The organism is Pseudomonas sp. B20(2017) (assembly GCF_002113125.1).
GTDB lineage: Bacteria > Pseudomonadota > Gammaproteobacteria > Pseudomonadales > Pseudomonadaceae > Aquipseudomonas.
The window spans coordinates 79,487-97,938 of record NZ_NEJP01000014.1; the positions used below are offsets into that span (position 1 = coordinate 79,487).

Sequence of the window (18,452 nt, forward strand, 5' to 3'; positions counted from 1 at the left end):
GTCGCTCAACTGTTCAGCGACATCGGCTTGTCGCCTCCCGGAGGCAAGCCGAACACCTTGCGCACACCATTAAGAAATGCCCCATAAGGTCGCCCCAGCGCCAGCATCATCAACGCCGCACCGAGCGTGCCGCGCATCAGCTCACCTCCCGACGCGCCGGTGGAGGCAATGATTGCTGCATAGATCGGTACCTGAAAACTGACAAGGGCGAAGCTGTCCCACAGCAATCTGGAAACCCGACGTTGACTGGCGCGCTTCATCACCCAGTCCCGCCACAGGCCGTAAGGTCTCGCGACGGGCACCATCAATACGGCGCCGAGAAGGCGCGCATGAAGAACCTGATCCCACGTCATGCCGGCAATGAATCGTTCATTGATGATGCCGGTGGTTGTGAAAAACAGGATCAGCGCCGTTGTGTCTGCGAAAAACGCAGTCCGACGCATTGACTGTTGCGAGTGTTGAAGCAAATCACATCTCCTGTCCTGGTTCAGGTATTAGCGAGCGCATCCTCCTGGTGTGACAGCGGCTGCACCGCCAGGTGCGGAGATTCGCCGAAGAACTCGATCAGCAGTTCAGTGAGCACGCGTATTTTCCGGGCGGGATGCGGACCCGGCGGGCGGAGGAGGTAGGCACCGGCCGGAGGTGGGGGATGATTGGTCATGATCTGCACCAGTGCGCCCGATGCCAGGTGCTCATGGGTGAGGCAGTCGGGCAGGTAGGCGACGCCGAGGCCTGCGACTGCGGCAGCGGCGAGAGCGGTGCCGTTGTCGGCCTTGAAGCGTCCTTGCGGACGAACCGTGATGATCTTGTCGCCGTCCATGAATTGCCAGGCTTCCGTGGCCTGCATGAGCGCCTGATGGTTGACCAGGTCGTCCGGTTTCTCAGGGCTGCCGTGCGCCTTTATGTAGTCCGGGCTCGCGACGAGCTTGGTGTAGACCGGGCCGATACGCCTTGCGATCAGGTTGGAGTCCTTCAGATAACCCACCCGAATGGCGCAATCGTAGCCCTCGGTGATGAGGTCAACGAAGCGATCGCTGTAGCAAGTCTGCATCTGCAACTGAGGGTGACGGCGCGCCATTTCCGCCAGTACCGGTGCGAAGTGAGTCGGGCCGAACGACAGCGGGACGGCCACGCGCAGGCGGCCGCGAAGGGCGCCGGTGGGCAGGATCGTTTCCTTGGCGACGTTGATTTCGGTGCAGACCCTGGCGGCGTAGTCGCGGAATATCGCACCGGCCTCCGTGAGTGCCGATCCGCGCGTCGAGCGTGCCAGCAGTTGCACGCCCAGTTCGGTTTCAAGCCGGGCCAGGCGACGACTGACGATCGACTTCGATACGCCAAGACGCAGTGCCGCCTGCGAAATACCCTCAGCATCAGCCACTTCCACGAAGGTCTGTAGTTCTTCGATATCCACGCTTGCGTTCCCCTTTGTGCGACACAGCACGTCGCGCAATGCTACTACTGCCTCGAACATGGGAACAGCACAATGGATTTCCGGGCACAACAGGCTTCTTGCGTGTCCTGGAATCGATTGTCCGCACGGGCTTCGGCCCTTTCACAAACGTGCGTCACCCATAAAAAGGATTTGCCCATGGCAAGCGAAACGCTCCGCAACGCCCACACCGATCAGTTGCTGACCCCGGAAAACTCGGCGCTGATCATCATCGATTATCAGCCTGTTCAGGTTTCCTCGATCCGCTCGATGCCGCGTGACGAACTCGTCTTCAACATCACCAGCGTCGCCAAGGCGGCGCTCAACTACGACCTTCCGATCATCCATTCGACCGTCAATGTCGCGACCGGCCGCAACAAGCCGCCGATTCAGGCGCTGCAACAGGTGCTCGGTCACCTGCCGACTTATGACCGCACCTCAATCAACAGCTGGGAGGACACGGAATTCAAACAAGCGGTCAAGGCGCTTGGCCGCAAGAAACTCATCATGACTGCGCTCTGGACCGAAGCCTGTCTGACCTTCCCGGTGCTCGACGCCATCCAGGAAGGTTATGAAGTGTATGTGCCGGTCGATGCGGTGGGCGGCACATCGCTCGCCGCACACGAAGCGGCGTTGCGCCGAATGGAACAGGCGGGCGCGAAGCTCATCAGTCGCGTGCAGATGTACTGCGAACTTCAGCGCGACTGGGCGCGGGAAGTGACCGTCCCGGGCTTTATGGGCGTGTTCGAGAACTTCGACGGGTTCAACGCTGAAAAGGCTATGGAGGAGGCTGGCAAAAAGGCCTGATGAGCGGCAATTGATGAAGGCAGCACTCGCGAAAACGGGTGCTGCCTTTGCTTTTTGCGCGAGGTAGATTTCTGTCGAACACCGCCCACCATGTCGAAATCAGACGCCCCCATGCCGTTCCCAGGCTATTTGCGATCAACTCCAGGCACGTAAGGTGACGCATCATTTCATCGCCCTGCGTCGTCGTCCGACCGATTTGTAACGCTGCAGCGCTTGAGGTGCGCCGCTCTGGAGCAGGGCAACAGGAAGAAATGATGATCGCCTGACACGTCGTCAGTACGCCCAAACGTCGATCACCAGAGAACAACAAAAACAATGAATAGCCTGAACTCGAAGGACTCGAACGGTCAGTTGGCGCAGGGTTTCAAGCCGCGTCATGTCACCATGCTTTCCATTGCCGGCATCATCGGTGCGGGGCTGTTTGTCGGCTCCGGCCACGCCATTGCCGCCGCCGGCCCGGCCGTCTTGCTTGCTTATCTCTTCTCCGGTCTGCTGGTCGTGCTGGTCATGCGCATGCTCGGTGAAATGGCCGTGGCCCATCCGGACACGGGATCGTTTTCCACCTATGCCGATCAGGCCATCGGGCGCTGGGCGGGGTTCACTATTGGTTGGTTGTATTGGTGGTTCTGGGTGCTGGTGATTCCGATTGAAGCGCTGGCCGCCGGGCATGTCTTGAATCAGTGGTTTCCTCAGATCGACGCGTGGTTGTTCGCGTTGCTGTCGATCATTTTGCTGGTGGTGACCAACTTGTTCAGCGTGTCCAAGTACGGCGAGTTCGAGTTCTGGTTCGCGATGGCCAAAGTTGTGGCGATCATCGGATTCATCGGGCTGGGTTTTGCGGTGTTGATGGGCTGGATTCCGGAGCGTGAGGCAAGCGGTTTAAGCCGCTTGATGGAAGAGCACGGCGGGTTCGCGCCGAATGGTTTGTCAGCGGTGGTCGGGGCTTTCATCACCATCATGTTCAGCTTTATCGGGACGGAAGCGGTGACCATCGCGGCCGCCGAATCGAGCAACCCGGCGCAGAACATCGCCAAGGCCACGCGTTCGGTGATCTGGCGCATCGGCGTGTTTTATCTGCTGTCGATTTTCGTGGTGATTTCCGTGGTGCCCTGGAACGATCCGCTGCTGGCGTCGGTCGGCTCTTACCAGCGCGCGCTGGAGCTGATGAACGTTCCCAACGCCAAGTTTCTGGTCGATGTGGTCGTGCTGATCGCGGTGGCCAGTTGCATGAATTCCTCGATCTACATTTCTTCGCGGATGCTGTTCTCGCTGGGTCGTCGTGGCGATGCTCCGCAGCCGCTGAAGGTGACCTCTGCGGCGGGCGTGCCGAGGGCGGCGGTGATTGCCAGCACCGTGATTGGCGCAGGGGTGACGCTGTTCAGCTATTTCATGCCGGCTGGGCTGTTCCAGTTTCTGCTCGCCAGCTCCGGCGCGATTGCGTTGCTGGTGTATCTGGTGATCGCGGTTTCGCAATTGCGCATGCGCCGGATGCTGCGCCGGCAGAACGTCGAGCTGACGTTTCGCATGTGGCTGTTTCCATGGCTGACGTGGCTGGTGATCGCGTTCATCTGCGCCGCGCTGGCGGTGATGATGGTGACGCCCGAGCATCGTCTGGAAGTGACGTCGACCATTGGCCTGGCGCTGGCGATTTCCTTTATCGGACTGGTGACCACGCGGCAGCATGGGCAGGCGAGGGCGGCGGTTACGGCGGGCGAGGCCTAGGTGTGTTGGGGCCTTGAACTGTGGGACTATCGCCGGCATGCCTGACATTCGACCGGAGCCCCATCGTGCAGACCATTCGCCGCGCTCAACCCCAGGATGTCGAGTGCATCACCGCACTCGTCACCGAGGCCTACACCCCGTACATCGCCAGAATCGGCAAAAAACCTGCGCCGATGCTGGAGGACTATCGGCAGGTGCTGCAGGACAATGAGACGTTTGTCCTGACCGACAACGGCGAGGTTGTCGGCGTGCTGGTGATGAACCCTGAAGAGACCGAGCTGCTGCTGGTCAACGTAGCCGTTTCAGCTCGGCACAAGGGCAAGGGTCTCGGAAAGGTGTTGATGGCGTTCTGTGAAGAACACGCACGTGCCAAAGGACTGGCGGCAGTGCGGTTGTACACCCACGAACGCATGATCGAAAACATCGAGATCTACAAAAAACTCGGCTATCTCGAAACCCGGCGCGCCACGGAAGACGGGTTTGCCCGCGTGTTTATGCGCAAGGCGCTTTGATCAAAAAAGAGGCCGTTGCGGATTACGCAACGGCCTCTTTTGGTTTTAACCGCGTTTCGGAAGCTTCCAGTTCGGGCGAATGAAATGGCAGGTGTAGCCATTCGGAATGCGCTCGAGGTAATCCTGATGCTCCGGTTCCGCTTCCCAGAACGGTCCCGCCGGTTCGATTTCGGTGACCACCCGGCCTGGCCACAGGCCCGATGCATCAACATCGGCGGCGGTGTCTTCGGCGATATCGCGTTGCTGCTCGTTCAGGTAATAGATCGCCGAACGATAGCTCGGACCGAGGTCGTTGCCCTGACGGTTGGGTGTGCTCGGGTCGTGGATCTGGAAGAAGAATTCGAGAATCTGCCGATAGCTGATCACGGCGGGGTCGAAGACGATTTCGATGGCTTCGGCGTGGTTGCCATGGTTGCGGTATGTAGCGTTCGGCACATCACCACCGGTGTAGCCGACCCGCGTATGCAGCACGCCGGGATAGCGCCGCAGCAAATCCTGCATGCCCCAGAAGCAGCCGCCGGCGAGAATGGCGGTTTCGGTTTGACTGGTCATGGCTTGTCCTTCCTCTCGAATGGGTCGCAGATGTTCCTTGATATGAGGGAGTGTGGGCCGATTCCAAGTTGAATCGGTAAATAAATCGTGGATCGGGGCTTACGGAGTTGCCCTGCTTTTTCTCCACGTCACTGCGCCCTGCGGGGGCAAGCCAATATCGAAGCGAAAAAAACCGCCAATCAGGCGGTTTTTTCAAAACGGGATTCAGGTTCTGCCACCAGCGAGCCAACCATCAGGCTCCATTTCTTTGCCACATGTTGCGGCTACTTTCAAAAAATGCCGCTGACTGGCGGAAACCCTGATGGGCAAACCGGGTTCTTCGGCACGAAGTCTGGAAGCAAGCGCTGGTTGGGCTTTTGGCTTCTTGTGTTTCATGGACACCTCTCGTGCCTGGTTGCTGGATTCGATCTTATGGGTGGTCCAGTGGAAAGACAAGGCGGTCAGTCGCGTCAAAATAAAATCCAAGCGTTTGATAGTAAGACATAGCACCTGAATCAGGTTCTTGTACTTCGATTTCGGTACAACCCAGCTTTCGGGCATAGAACTCTGTTGTCAGTAGTGCCATTGGTGCGATCCACTGATGATATGAATTGATTGCCAGGGTCGTGATCGGGTCGATCCTGAGCAAGTGAGCATTAATCCCGGCTGCCAGAGCGCCTGGATCCATGGAAAGTGTTTTAAGCGCAAGTTTGCGGGCTTCTGATTTGAACGTCTGGTTTCGGAGTTCGGTACCTTTGCCTTTTCTTCGCATCGTCTGTGTTCTGTATGGATCAGACAGCAGACAGTATCGAAGGCGAGGGTGCCCACGTAATCAGGCGTGAGGGACAGTTGCTGTAGGACGCTACTTATGTGCGTGAAGGACGCTGGAATGGGTTTGGGTTGAATGATCGATGCCAGATACGACGGGGGCTTTCCCGATAGATGCACTCAGCGATCCGTGCGCGGCATGGCATCGGCGAACTGGACTTGCTCGGATTTATCAGCCGAACACCAGCGATTCCTGCCTTGCTGTTTCGCCTGATAGAGACAAGTGTCGGCCGCTTTCAGCAGCGCGGCCGGCGTCACTGACTCGTCAACCGGGTAGCCTGTCGTGATCCCCGCACTGGCGGTTACGTATCCGAGCGGGTGCCCGGCATGATCCAGTTTCAGTGAACGAATGGTCTGCAGAATGTCTTCGGCCACCTGAATCGCCCCGGCGCTGTCGGTGTCGGGCAGCAACACGGTGAATTCCTCGCCGCCGTAGCGCACGGCCAGGTCCGAGGGCCGCTTGACCGCTTTGCGGATACCGTCGCCGACCGCGATCAGGCAGTCATCGCCGGCGGCGTGACCGTATTGGTCGTTGTAGCGCTTGAAGTAGTCGACATCGAGCATGATCAGCGACAGTGGGGTGCCCTGACGTCGGGCGAGGCGAATCTCGTCGGCGAGTGACGCATCCAGGCGCCGACGGTTGCCCAGACCGGTGAGGCTGTCCGTGAGCGCCATGTCACGCATGGTCTTGTGGGCCGAGCGAATCTCTCGCTCCATTGCCATGCGCTGGCGCAACTGGCTCAGCACGATCAGCCCGAAACAGGTCATCAGCAGAATCAGGAACACCAGCACGAAACCGTTTTTCAGCAGGTCCTGGCGCCAGGGCGCGATGATCGAATCCCGGGACAAACCGGCTTCCACGACCAACGGGTAGGTGCTCAGCGCGCGGTAGCCGTACAGACGCTCGGTGTCGTCGACCACGGCCCTGACTTGAGCGACGCCTTCGCTGGCGTTGGGCAGATAAGTCTTGAAGATCTCGCTGTTGGCCAGGCTCTTGCCGACCACTGCTGCAATGAACGGCCTTCGTACCAGGATCGTGCCGTCGCGCATGGCCAGCACCAGCGCGCCTTTGTCATCGATCCGGAAGTCACCGTAATAGTCGACGAAATAGCTGACCTTGACCGTGCCCAGCAGCACGCCGGCGAACGAGCCATCGGGATTGTTCAGGCGGCGGGAGATAGGAATGATCAGGTCGTGAGTGGAGCGGCTTTCCACCACCTGGCCGATGCGCACGTGACGATCATCATGGTCGCGGTGGTACTGGAAGTAATCGCGGTCGGCGTTATTGGCCGTCTCGGGCGTGACCTCTTTGTCGGTCACGATCCAGTGTCCGTCAGGGCCGTAGATGAACAGGCCATGCAACTGCGGCATGATTTTCGATTGTTGCACCAGCAATTTGTGAATGCGTGGTACGTCGAGATTTTGCAGGCCATCGCCTTCGACCCGTTCAGCCAGCCCTGCCGTGACGACATCGACCTGGCGAATGGTGTCTTCGGCATGCTGCGCGGTCGCACGGGCGAGATTGGTCACTGAATCGTGTGCGGACGAAAACACCGAACGGTAGTCGCGCCACGTGCGCCAGCTCTCGACCGCCAGAAACGCCACCACCACCATCAGCATGAAGCTCACGGTCAGCCGGAACGTCGAACCGGCCCTCACCGCTTTGATGGAAGGGCGCGTCGGCTCGTCTGTGGCAAGTGTTTGTGGAGAGCGTCCGGGCATCGACTGTTCCTTGAAAGCGTTGTGAATCTTTAGCTGGCGAACAGTATGACAAGGATCGGCAGCTAATCGGGGCCAGCACTGTCATCGATAGATTGGTTCTGGCCGATTGTCCTTTTCTGGTTGACGGTGAAACGCTTTTCAGACGGTTTATCGCTTTCGGGCGACTCAGTAATCTGTGCCCATCTTGAACGCAAACGAACTCACACAACTAAAAAGGGATTCACACATGAGCACTCCAACCTACAACCGCCTGAACAAAGACGACGCCGTGGTTCTGCTGGTCGACCACCAGACCGGTCTGATTTCTCTGGTTCAGGACTTCTCGCCAAACGAGTTCAAGAACAACGTGCTGGCGCTGGCCGATCTGGCCAAATTCTTCGAGTTGCCGACCATCCTCACCACCAGTTTCGAACAAGGCCCGAACGGCCCGCTGGTGCCGGAACTCAAGGAAATGTTCCCGGACGCGCCATACATCGCCCGCCCCGGCCAGATCAACGCCTGGGACAACGAAGACTTCGTCAAGGCAATCAAGGCCACCGGCCGCAAGCAGATCATCATCGCCGGTGTCGTGACCGACGTGTGCGTAGCGTTCCCGACCCTGTCGGCGCTGGCGGAAGGATTTGACGTGTTCGTGGTGACCGACGCCTCCGGCACCTTCAACACCACCGTGCAGCAAGCCGCGTGGAACCGCATGACCCAGGCCGGCGCACAAATGATGAACTGGTTCTCGGTGGCCTGCGAACTGCACCGTGACTGGCGCAACGACATCGAAGGCCTGGGCAATCTGCTGTCGCAGCGCATCCCCAACTATCGCAACCTGATGAATGGCTACGCGGCACTCACGGCTCATCAGAAATAATCTGACGCGTAAAAACGAAAGCCTGCCCTGAAAAGCAGGCTTTTGTTGTTTGCAGAAAACAAAAAAAACGCCCACCAAAATATCAAGGTGGGCGTCTGGGAAGATCCGGCGCAACAAGGAGGAGTTGGCCGGGCAGGGTATCGGAGCAGCGGTTTTGCGCTATCAGGCCACCGGGATCAGCGGGTCGGCCGCTGCCAGGGCGGTGGCGCGGTCAGCCGCAGGCGGGTAGATCCAGACGGAGTTGATCTGCTGTTTCAGTTCCTTGGCTTCCTGGCCCACCAGTTTCAACTGGCGATCCCAGCCTTCGGTGTACACCGCGCCCCAGGCGCCGAGATCCAGGCAGGTCACGTATTTGGGTTGGCTGTAGGTCATCGGCTCGACCCCGATCAGATCCGCTGCCACGTTGTTGCCGGCGTAACGGCCCAATGCGATAGCGTGCTGGCAGGACATCGCGGCGAAGTTGCCCAGATCGTCGGTGGCGGCATAGGCCACATCGCCCGTGGCGTAGATTCCGCTGCTGCCGAGCACTTTCAGATGGCCATCGACCGACAGGCGCCCCTGACGATCCCGGCTGCCGCTGATTTGCTCGGTCAGGGGGCTTGCCTTGAAGCCTACGGTCCAGATCACAGTGCTGGATTCGATGCGCTGGCCGCCGGCCAGGGTCACGCCGCCGGCATCGACCGAGGCGACGCTTGCGTCCACCACCCACTCAATGCCCAGATGCTCGGACGCTTCGATGATGGACGGACGAATGCCGTCGCCCATGGTCGCGGCAATGTCCTTGCTGCGATCCACCACGATCACCCGGATGTCGGCGTCGTCGCCCAGCACGGCACGCAGGCGGGCCGGCATTTCGGTGGCGGTTTCGATCCCGGTGAAGCCGCCGCCGGCCACCACAACGGTATTGCGCGCCGGGCTGTCCGGCAGATCCTTGAGAGAACGGATATGCGCTTCGAGGCGTGTAGCCGACTCGATTTCATCGACATCGAAGGCATGCTCGGCGAAACCGGGCATATCAGAACGCACCAGGCGACTGCCGGCCGCGAGCACCAGACGGTCGTAGTTGAGTGTGCCCTGAGTGCCCGACAGATCGTTGTAGATCACTTGCTGTTTGCCCGACTCGATACTCTCGGCCACGCCTTGCACGAACTTCACGCCGACCGCCGCAAACAGGTCGCCCAGCGGCGCCTTCATGGTGTGCACATCCGGTTCGTAGAAACGTGGGCGAATGCGCAGTTCAGCCTGCGGCGCCAGTACAGTGATCTGAACGTCATTGCGATCATGCTGGTCCAGCAGGCGGGCAGCGCTCAGTGCGCTCCAGACACCCGCGAACCCGGCGCCGATGATGAGAATTTGCTGTTTCATGAGTGTTCTCCAGCCTGCAGGAATGAATGGGTGGGTTGTAACAGGGCGAGGTTTGCGTCGCTGGAGAGGATGTTAATGAGGGCGAGGGGAGCGAACCATTCAACATGGGGTTAGTCTGGGCACCCATGGGTTTTAGAAAACTATACCGAAGTATTAAGAGCGGTCGCCGAGAAGGCGTTCGATGCACTTCAGCAATTCGCCGCAATGAAAGGGTTTCGGAAAAACGATCAGGGACCCGGCATCAGGACGATGGGGAATATTCGGGTTGCCCGTGATGAAAATGGTCGGGATTTTCGTGCCCGTTTCCAGCAGGAATTTGTGCAGTTGAATGCCCGACATCCCCGGCATCTGGATATCGGAAATCAGGCAGGACGCAACGTCCGGTCCATCGGACGCAAGGAATGCTTCGGCACTGGCGTAAGTGCGCACTGCATAACCGCTCGACCGCAACAGACCATCGAGAGCAGTGCGCACGGATTCATCGTCATCGACAATCGTAATGACAGCGGTAGAGGACATTTCAATACCTGCGTATTCGCACGGGGCAGGAATGAAGTCAGCCCCAGGTTGCAAAATACGCTGTAGAGAATCGCCGCACACCATACATGGGTATTAAGCCGTACTCATCGCCGGTTCATTTCAACGCCGCGTCCATTCGCACCAGATCGGCGAACGTTCGTGCTGCCATCTTGCGCATGGCCTGGCCACGATGAATCTTCACGGTGATCTCGCTCAAGCCGATTTCTGCCGCGATCTGTTTGTTCATCAGCCCCGACACGGCCAGCGACATGACGGTCTGCTCTCGAGGCGTCAGCGTTGCAAAGCGGTTACGCAAGTGTTCGTTGTCGCGCTCGGATTCGCGACGCGTCCTGTCCCGTGCATGGGCCATGGACACCGCATCGATCAGATCCTGCTCGCGAAACGGTTTGGCGAGAAAGTCCACGGCGCCGGACTTCATGGCCCGGACCGTCATGGCGATGTCGCCGTACCCGGTCATGAAAATGATCGGCAGGCTGACATTGGCCGCCACCAGTTCATTCTGAAAATCCAGTCCGCTGGTGCCTTGCAATCGCACGTCCAGTACCAGGCAGGACGGCAGGTCGGGACGCGGGTACTGCATGAATTCGGCGACCGAGCCGAACAGCGCCACCTGCAATCCGATCGAGCGCAACAGGCTGCCCAGCGCTTCGCGCAGCGGTGCGTCGTCATCGACGATGAATACGAATGGCTGGTTATTGATGATTTTGCTCATGACGTGGCGTCCTGCAACGGCAGCGCGAAGCGCAGTGAAGCACCCTGGCCGACGGTGTTGGTTGCCCAGATCCGCCCGCCATGAAAATCGATGATCGAGCGGCAGATCGATAGTCCCATGCCCAGTCCTTTTTCCTTGGTTGTGAAGAATGGATTGAATAACGACGGCAATACTTCGGCGCTGATGCCGGGTCCCTGATCCGCAACCTCCAGCACCACTTCATCGGCGCCGATCCAGGAGCGGACATGCAGAATTCGCTGGCCCACTTCAACGACCTCCATCGCATGGCAGGCATTGATGATCAGGTTGATGATCACCTGCTGCAGTTGAACCCGATCCACATTGACCAGCCCCGCGCCAGCAGCCAGTTCAACCTTGGGACTGATGCCGTGATGGCTGATTTCCTGCCTCACCAGACACAGCGATTCGCTGACGATGTCATCCAGCGACTGACGCTGACGCAAAGGATCGCACTTGCGGGACATTGTCCTGATCCGGCTGATGATGTCGCTGGCGCGACAGGCGCTCGCGATGATTCGATCGAGTGAGTCGAGCGCCTCCTTGAGATCCGGTTGCGGGCGCTCCAGCCAGCGGCGGCAGGCTTCGCCGCTGCTGGTGATGGCCGTCAGCGGCTGGTTGACTTCGTGGGCAATCGAGGCGGCCAGTTCACCCAGTGAGGTGACGCGGGTGACATGGGCCAGTTGCGTGCGGGCATGAAACAGCGCTTCTTCGGCCTGCTTGCTGGCTGTGACATCCATGAGTGCGCCGAGGTACTCGGTTCGCCCCTGATGCGAGGAGAGCGCCGTCGCAATCATGTGAATGTGTTTGATGCGTTCGTCCGGCATGCGCAGGCGCAGTTTGATTTCGATTTGCGGCTGATGGCGTGCTGCCTGGGCAAATACTGCGCGTGCCATGAACTGGTCATCGGGATGGATCCGGGCAAGGACCAGACTCACCGTTGGCGTTACGTGCAGCGGATACTCGAAGATCCTTGCCGACTCGTCAGACCAGGTCATCGCCTCGCTATCACCGTGAAAACCGACACTGCCGGTCTGGCTCAAACGTTGCGCGCCCAGCAGATACGCCTCGTTCTGCCGCAGACAGTCGGCCGCATGCTTGCTGCGTACAGCGAGAAAGGTGATGGCCGACAATGCCGTCAGACAACGGAAATAGCCGGTGGTCGAACTCCATTGGTGGTAGCCGCCGTTGTAGACATAAAGCGCGGTCAGCAGGCCGATACAGAACACGGCAACGGTGATCACTACGCTGATCGAAAACAGGTTGGCGGCCATCAGAAGGAGGGTGATGTAGAGGATGGTCGGCGCCCAGTCGGTGTGGGTCTCCGAGTTGATGACGAAGATGCCACACGCCACGATCACGCCCACGACCCAGCCCAGTGAGGTGAACACGGGGTTCTGGTGTGTACCGGGCGCAAATGTATTCGGCCGCAGGTGTTTGAAGAACAGCCTGCCGACGCCGAGCTGAAGACGCAGACGCCAGTTGTCCGTGTTGGCAGACCTGTTCATGTTCATGTCGGCCATGCCCTTCTTGTTTTTTCGGGTTCGAGACGATGCCGACCCACTCTAAAAACAATCGAGGCTGCCCGATAGGACAAATATCCCTGAAATCCTGCCAGACAGCCTGCGCCCGAAACAGACGCAGGCCGTTTTTAACGGGCTCTCAATAGTCCCAGAACGCAGCAATCCAGCGGAATGCATCACCGTTCAGCGCAACCCGGCCAACGGAGGGGAAGGGCAAATGCGTCGCGACGAACAGCTCACCGCTCGCGGCCGCTTCCTGCATCAGGCGGACCCGCACGCGCACCGATTCTTCGGGATCGTGTTCGAAACCGTTGTGCCAGTCCGGATGGTCGAAGGCGACCGGGAACAGGGCATCCCCGGCGAAGGTCAGTTTTTCGCCGTTGGAGGTCACGTAAACCACACTGTGCCCCGGCGTATGGCCACCGGTCATTTTGGCCACCACACCCGGCGCCACTTCATATTCGTCGTCGAAGGTCCGCACCCGGTCGCGGTAGTGCTCGATGAATTGTTGGGCCGTGACCCGCAGAACGTCTGGCACTGGCGAAGGCATGGCGGTGTGGGAGAAGTCCGGCGATGTCCAGAAATCGACTTCGGTCTTCGCCACATGGATGCGCACATCCGGGCGCAGACGGTTTTTCACTTCATCGACCAGCAGGCCGCCGACATGGTCCATGTGCATGTGGGTGATGATGATATCGGTCACCGACTCAAGGCTGATCCCGGCGGCGTCCAGGCGTTTGGGAAACTGACCGGCGCGGGGGAAACCGGGGAACTGGCCGCCCAGCCCGGCGTCGACCAGAATCACCTGCTCAGCGCTGCGCACCACCAGCACGTTGAGCGCCCAGTCGAACGCGTCCGGCCCTAGGTACATGTCCTTGAACCAGGCCGCGCGTGCCGCCGGGTCGGCATTGGTGGACATGGTTTCGGTCGGCAGCGGCAGCACACCATCGCTGACCACCAGCACGTCGATTTCACCGACACGCACCGCATAGCGCGACGGCACCAGATCCTCGGGTGCCGACTTGAGCGAGCCGGTGTTCGAGGAGTGCTGGCCCATCCATTGCTGGCCGGTTTCATCATTCTGGCTGAGAGCGTTCAGCTGCGTTGTCATGGTTGTTCTCCGAAAGCCTGGCGTAGAAATCACGGTTGAAAGGCGCATTCCCGGCAATAGGGAATGGGCGTTTCTGCCGGATCAGTGTCCATCGCAAGGCGTTCGCGAACCACCATACATGGGTATCCACGGGCATACTCAGGTATAGGGCAGGGCCAATGGAGCCGCGGTTTTTATCCATGAAGCAGCCAATGCCCGAAGCGTTGCTGGGCATTGTGCGGTCATCTCAGACTGTCACCACAACCTTGCCGACCTGCTGATTGGCTTCAAGAAAACGGTGCGCATCCTGGATGTCATCCAGGGCGAATGTCCGGGCAATGATCGGTTGCAAAGCACCGGATGCCAGCCCCTCGACAATGAACGTTTTGGCGCGTGCAAGGGTGGCCGCGTCCGCGACGATTTCGGCGTAGAGATAGCCTTTGAGCGTCAGGCTTTTACCCAGCACGGTGAACAACGGAAACGGTGTGGGTTCAGGACTCAGCGCGCCGTACTCGAGCAAGATGCCGCCTCGGGCCATGCTTTGGGTCAGCGGCTCGAACGAGGGGCCACCCACCGGATCGAACACCACTCGCACACCTTTGCCATCGGTCAATTTCATGACCGCAGCCACCATGTCCTCCTCGTCGCTGACGATCACATGCGCCGCACCGGCGTCCAGCAAGGCCTGTTTCTTGGCGCGGGTACGGGTCACGGCAATCGCGGTGGCGCCGACCATCCGGGCGATCTGAAACGCAGCCAGGCCGACACTGCTGGAGGCGGCGGTGACAAGCACGAAATCGCCTTTTTGCAGTTTCGCCTGTTCAACCAGAGCCCCCCATGCGGTGACGTACTGCATCCAGGACGCTGCCGCTTGTTCGAACGACAGGTTCTGCGGATGTTTGACGGTCAGGTGGGCGGGCACATTCGCCAGCTCGCCGTAGGTGCCCCAGCGCGCGATGTCCAGCGGCGGAATGACGCTGACGACATCGCCGACGTTGAATTGGCTGACGTTGGCGCCGACCGCGACCACCACACCGGCAGCTTCGTAGCCGAGACGGCTGGGAAATTCCGCTTCCTGTAGATAAGCGTGGTTGCGGAACATCACTTCGGCGCGATTCAGGCCAAAGGCTTTGACCTCGATCTGCACTTCGTCCGCAGCGGGCGCCGGGACGTCGACGTTTTCCAGTTTCAGGACGCTCGCGTCACCGTATTCATGAATCCTGACAATGCGTGCCATGTTTGCCTCCTCGCTTATCAATGAAATCCCACTTTGGTGGTTCAGTGGAGTGGGCTCCAATTTAGGCTTTGGCCGTGGTCGGATAAAGACCTAGGATGGCGCAACACTAGAAACAACGAGTTTCCAATGGATCGCCTTACACTGATGTCCACTTTCGTCAAAGCCGTGGAGCTGGGCTCCTTCAGCGCCGTGGCGGATGAACTCAACCTGTCCCCGCAGATGGTCGGCAAACAGGTGAAAATGCTCGAGCAACACCTGGGTGTTTCGCTGCTCAACCGCACCACCCGCAAGCAAAGCCTTACCGATTTCGGCCGCACGTTCTATCAACGGGCGAAGCTGATTCTGGCCGACATGGACGCCGCCGAAGAAATGGCTGCCGTGACCCGAGGCGTGCCCAGCGGCCGGCTGCGGATCAATGCGCCCGTCACCTTCGGCGTCAGCACGCTGTCGCCCCGGCTGCTGGAGTACATGGTCCGGTATCCGCAGGTGTCCGTGGACCTGACGCTGTCCAATGAACTGGTCGATCTGCTGGACGGCGGTTACGACGTGGTCTTTCGCATCGGCGAACTCGCGGACAGCAGTCTGAGGGCCTTGCCGCTGACGCCGTATCACATGGTGCTGTGCGCGGCGCCGTCCTATCTCGCACGTCGCCCACCCATCACCACCCCTTGGGATCTTCAGGAGCATGAATGCCTGGCATTCGCTTATTCGGACGGACGCTCACACCTGCGCTTCGAAGGCCCGGACGGTGTTATCGATGTGCCGATTACAAGCCGTTTGACGATTAATCAGGGCGATCCGTTGCTGTCCGGGGCCGTGGCAGGGCTGGGGGTGGTGATGTTGCCGCTGGAACTGGTCAAGGATGCGCTGCGAAGCGGCACACTGGTCAGTCTGCTGCCGCAGTACAAGGTGCCGGTTTCACCGATGAACCTTCTGTACGCGCCGGATCGGCGGCTGACGCCGAAGGTGCGGAGTTTTATTGATTTTGTGCGGACAGCGTTTGGACAAGAGCTGCGTTGAGTGATGAAGGCTGAACGATCAGAGATCTGTCGCAACAAATTCCCCGAATCCGGGCTTCACATACTTTCGCCACTCATCGACAATGCGCGCTCTGTTCCGGGGTAGTTCAGCGGTAGAACACTCGGCTCCTAACCGGGTGGGCGCTGGTTCGAATCCAGCCCCCGGACCCACTACATAGTAGGTCACAAGGAAGTATGTCCAGGCTTGAGGGTGAATCGGATGCGCTCGTCGGAATAAACGCCGGTTATGCGCACTTTCAACTGTCGCGCGCGCTCACTGCACGCGACAACGACGCCAGTCCGAAAGCACTTGCCCGGGTCGAACGCTGGCAAAAGGTTCTCGAAAACCTGATACATGGCCGTGCACTGTATGGCTCGCGGACTCCGTTTGCCGACCTGCCAGAATGGATCACGCTGGAAGTGGCCACTGGCGGCTTTGCAACGGGCAACCTTCTGGCCGGTGGGGAGTTGACCGCTCATGAGCGCCTGTTGGCGTCATCGATTCCCGGCATTCGAGCGGGTTACGAACGACTCGATTTGAATAGGTGGCATCTTTCAGACGAAGGCGTCAGAACGCTGCAAGAGCGATTGACGAACGAAGACTATCGGATCGATGTACCGGAAGAGGCCGCGTTGCTGACAGTGGCCTGGTTTCTGGGGCAGCAGCGCGTCGAAGAAGCCAGGACGTTGATCGAGCGGATCGCGCCTTTCTTCGAGCGAGTGCGTTTCTTTCCCGCGGCAGCCAACGAGCGCCCGCTCTCGATGGCTGAAGTTGAAGTTTTCAATGCTGGTCAAATCAGCCTGCGGCTGTCCGTCCTCTTACCCCAGCCTCGTCTTACCGTTCAAAAGCATGTTGTTGAACGCAGGTTGCCTCTCTACGACACGGCGGTCTCGCTGTTCCTGCTGACGTACAACGATGGTTGGCCTTGCAGGTATTACCCTGAAGGCTGGTTCGAGCGCGCTTCGGCGCTCGGTAAAGAATTTGATATCGCCACTGAGGCTGATCCCCGCCGCGCGGGTAACTCCAGTGATCGGGCGGCGGAGTTGCTGGCATTGCTCAAGCAATGCTCTATCGATTCTGCATCGCTAACGGGGCGCCAGGTTGGGCGGATTCGCAGAATCGTCGACGACTTTGTAGCCAAGCATGGACACCCTGAGTCCGAAGAACATTCCAGCAAGCGCGCACAGCAGCGTCATCACGTATCAGCCTCGGCACACTATCTGATTGCCAAGGCTGCTTCCGCGCGACTGGCAAGATATCCAGCCTCGGAAGGCATCTCCGATTTCGCGCCGTTACTGACGCCCATCACCAACGAAGAGGCGAAGGTTTATTCATTGAAGGAGGGGGAGACCATTCCTCCTTCGATTCGTCGACGCCTCGAACGCTGCCGAAAGGGAACGGTTGCAGAGTTGATTGAACATGGGGTCATTACCTCCGCAGATACAGTGGCGAAAGTGCTGCCGGCGATGACGGCGCAAATCTGTAGCGCCGGATATCGAGACGTAGCATTGCGGGCACTGTCTGTCGCTACCTATCGTGCGTTCAGGCGTCGACGCTCTCTATTGCTGCTGAATATGCAGCGTCAGGTGAAAATCGATGACTTGCCTTGGGTGAGAGCCCTGGAAACCGAATACGAGGCGGGTGCTCTTGCGGTTGAAGGTGCCAGGCAGGCTTTGGTCGAAGCGTCCGCATTGACCCTTGTTGCATTTCCTCAGGCCATTCTGCCAAACAAGTTGCTTCAGGAATTTTCCTCGCTTGCCGAATCGGCCAAGCTGGATCTTCCCTTCGTAGAGGAGATCGCGGCTGACATTTTCATGGGCGCTTTCTCTGGCAAGTTCGTGAAGGCTGCCAAGCGTTCAGTCCGGTTGATGGGCGGATCTCTTTACGAACGTTATTACGATATCGACATGGATCAGTTGGCTGCACTGCCCAAACAGCGGAAAACTCGAAGCAACAGCGGTGTGCTGGCTGATTTGTGCGCGCGGCGGGCGAATGCCGATATCGGTAGATGGAGTCCAGCGAACAACGGCACGATCATCGAACAGCAACAGATATTGACCACGCAAAACCTGGCGATTCTGTTTGATGATTTGGACCTGAAGACGCTGTTACATGATCGCCTGGGTTCAATGGCCGAGGCATGTTTCAAATGGATATGCAGTCGGCAGCAGATGCAGATCAAGTTCTACCATGCACGTCTGGTCATGTTGAAGAACACAGCGTATGCGTGGCGCCAGATGATGTTTTACCTGTCGATGCTGGATCAGTCCCGGTTGGAGAGCGTGCTTGGAAACATTGAAGTGCATTTTGCGGCTCAATCCAGCGCATTTCAGGGGCGATTTCTTCCCGCCATGATCGGGTTGCGCATGGCGGTGTCTGGGTGTCGGTTGACTTCTGCTCACCAAGAGCGTGAGGGATGTAAGGTTTTTCTCGGGTGGACCACTGAACGGCACTGGCTAATGCCTTCCTAGATATCGGAAAGCTCCAGGCGTAACGAAAAGCCTGCTTTCAAAAGCAGGCTTTTCGCATTTTCAGAG

Annotated in this window: 17 protein-coding genes and 1 tRNA gene; 7 read left to right on the forward strand and 11 right to left on the reverse strand. The window is 58.9% G+C overall.

The features are described 5' to 3' along the window. Positions 1-5: 5 nt before the first annotated feature. Together alaE and CAF63_RS20430 are read right to left on the reverse strand one after the other, a co-directional pair. Positions 6-467 carry an L-alanine exporter AlaE gene (gene alaE / locus CAF63_RS20425; protein ID WP_085688204.1) on the reverse strand — a complete coding sequence of 154 codons (462 nt, stop codon included), beginning with the start codon at positions 465-467 and terminating at the stop codon, positions 6-8. Positions 468-487: 20 nt separating this feature from the next. Beyond that, positions 488-1,411 carry a LysR family transcriptional regulator gene (locus CAF63_RS20430; RefSeq protein WP_085688206.1) on the reverse strand — a complete coding sequence of 308 codons (924 nt, stop codon included), beginning with the start codon at positions 1,409-1,411 and terminating at the stop codon, positions 488-490. Positions 1,412-1,588: 177 nt separating this feature from the next. On the opposite strand from CAF63_RS20430, the gene CAF63_RS20435 reads away from it, so the two are divergent. From CAF63_RS20435 to CAF63_RS20445, 3 genes are all read left to right on the forward strand, one after another. Then, the gene (locus CAF63_RS20435; protein WP_085688208.1) at positions 1,589-2,236 is read left to right on the forward strand and encodes a hydrolase; all 648 of its coding nucleotides are present in this window, start codon (positions 1,589-1,591) and stop codon (positions 2,234-2,236) included. 315 nt (positions 2,237-2,551) lie between these two features. Beyond that, complete coding sequence (gabP, locus tag CAF63_RS20440) at positions 2,552-3,958, forward strand: GABA permease (RefSeq protein WP_085688210.1); 1,407 nt, start codon at positions 2,552-2,554, stop codon at positions 3,956-3,958. A 65-nt stretch (positions 3,959-4,023) separates the two neighbouring features. Further along, positions 4,024-4,470 (forward strand): GNAT family N-acetyltransferase, encoded by a 447-nt coding sequence (locus CAF63_RS20445; protein WP_085688212.1) that lies wholly within the window; start codon positions 4,024-4,026, stop codon positions 4,468-4,470. A 45-nt stretch (positions 4,471-4,515) separates the two neighbouring features. On the opposite strand, the gene msrA is transcribed toward CAF63_RS20445, so the two are convergent. The 3 genes from msrA to CAF63_RS20460 all read right to left on the reverse strand — a co-directional run bounded on the left by msrA (position 4,516) and on the right by CAF63_RS20460 (position 7,551). Next, positions 4,516-5,022, reverse strand: coding sequence for a peptide-methionine (S)-S-oxide reductase MsrA (gene msrA, locus CAF63_RS20450; protein WP_085688214.1), 507 nt, complete (start codon positions 5,020-5,022; stop codon positions 4,516-4,518). Between the two features lie 204 nt (positions 5,023-5,226). After that, positions 5,227-5,562, reverse strand: a complete 336-nt coding sequence (locus tag CAF63_RS28765; protein WP_158090789.1) for a hypothetical protein — start codon at positions 5,560-5,562, stop codon at positions 5,227-5,229. A 387-nt stretch (positions 5,563-5,949) separates the two neighbouring features. Then, positions 5,950-7,551, reverse strand: coding sequence for a sensor domain-containing diguanylate cyclase (locus CAF63_RS20460; RefSeq protein WP_085688218.1), 1,602 nt, complete (start codon positions 7,549-7,551; stop codon positions 5,950-5,952). 226 nt (positions 7,552-7,777) lie between these two features. Between CAF63_RS20460 and ycaC the strand changes: the two genes are divergently transcribed. Beyond that, positions 7,778-8,410 carry an isochorismate family cysteine hydrolase YcaC gene (gene ycaC, locus CAF63_RS20465; RefSeq protein WP_007958138.1) on the forward strand — a complete coding sequence of 211 codons (633 nt, stop codon included), beginning with the start codon at positions 7,778-7,780 and terminating at the stop codon, positions 8,408-8,410. Between the two features lie 162 nt (positions 8,411-8,572). Here ycaC and CAF63_RS20470 read toward each other — a convergent pair whose 3' ends face one another. The 6 genes from CAF63_RS20470 to CAF63_RS20495 all read right to left on the reverse strand — a co-directional run bounded on the left by CAF63_RS20470 (position 8,573) and on the right by CAF63_RS20495 (position 14,895). Beyond that, a complete protein-coding gene (locus CAF63_RS20470) occupies positions 8,573-9,775 on the reverse strand; it encodes an NAD(P)/FAD-dependent oxidoreductase (protein WP_085688220.1) in 1,203 nt (400 codons plus the stop codon). A 153-nt stretch (positions 9,776-9,928) separates the two neighbouring features. Next, positions 9,929-10,294 carry a response regulator transcription factor gene (locus CAF63_RS20475; protein WP_085688222.1) on the reverse strand — a complete coding sequence of 122 codons (366 nt, stop codon included), beginning with the start codon at positions 10,292-10,294 and terminating at the stop codon, positions 9,929-9,931. Positions 10,295-10,409: 115 nt separating this feature from the next. After that, positions 10,410-11,027, reverse strand: a complete 618-nt coding sequence (locus CAF63_RS20480) for a response regulator transcription factor (protein WP_085688224.1) — start codon at positions 11,025-11,027, stop codon at positions 10,410-10,412. Next, positions 11,024-12,553, reverse strand: a complete 1,530-nt coding sequence (locus CAF63_RS20485; protein WP_256574538.1) for an ATP-binding protein — start codon at positions 12,551-12,553, stop codon at positions 11,024-11,026. The genes CAF63_RS20480 and CAF63_RS20485 overlap by 4 nt, the downstream gene beginning before the upstream one ends. 154 nt (positions 12,554-12,707) lie before the next feature. Further along, positions 12,708-13,625, reverse strand: coding sequence for an MBL fold metallo-hydrolase (locus tag CAF63_RS20490; protein ID WP_371807420.1), 918 nt, complete (start codon positions 13,623-13,625; stop codon positions 12,708-12,710). A gap of 280 nt (positions 13,626-13,905) precedes the next feature. Continuing rightward, positions 13,906-14,895, reverse strand: a complete 990-nt coding sequence (locus CAF63_RS20495; protein ID WP_085688230.1) for a zinc-dependent alcohol dehydrogenase family protein — start codon at positions 14,893-14,895, stop codon at positions 13,906-13,908. A gap of 126 nt (positions 14,896-15,021) precedes the next feature. Between CAF63_RS20495 and CAF63_RS20500 the strand changes: the two genes are divergently transcribed. From CAF63_RS20500 to CAF63_RS20510, 3 genes are all read left to right on the forward strand, one after another. Next, positions 15,022-15,915, forward strand: a complete 894-nt coding sequence (locus CAF63_RS20500) for a LysR family transcriptional regulator (protein ID WP_085688232.1) — start codon at positions 15,022-15,024, stop codon at positions 15,913-15,915. A 95-nt stretch (positions 15,916-16,010) separates the two neighbouring features. Continuing rightward, positions 16,011-16,085, forward strand: a tRNA-Arg gene (locus CAF63_RS20505). Between the two features lie 24 nt (positions 16,086-16,109). Beyond that, on the forward strand, positions 16,110-18,386 hold the full coding sequence (locus CAF63_RS20510; RefSeq protein ID WP_085688234.1) for a hypothetical protein: 2,277 nt from the start codon (positions 16,110-16,112) through the stop codon (positions 18,384-18,386). The last annotated feature ends 66 nt before the right edge of the window (positions 18,387-18,452 follow it).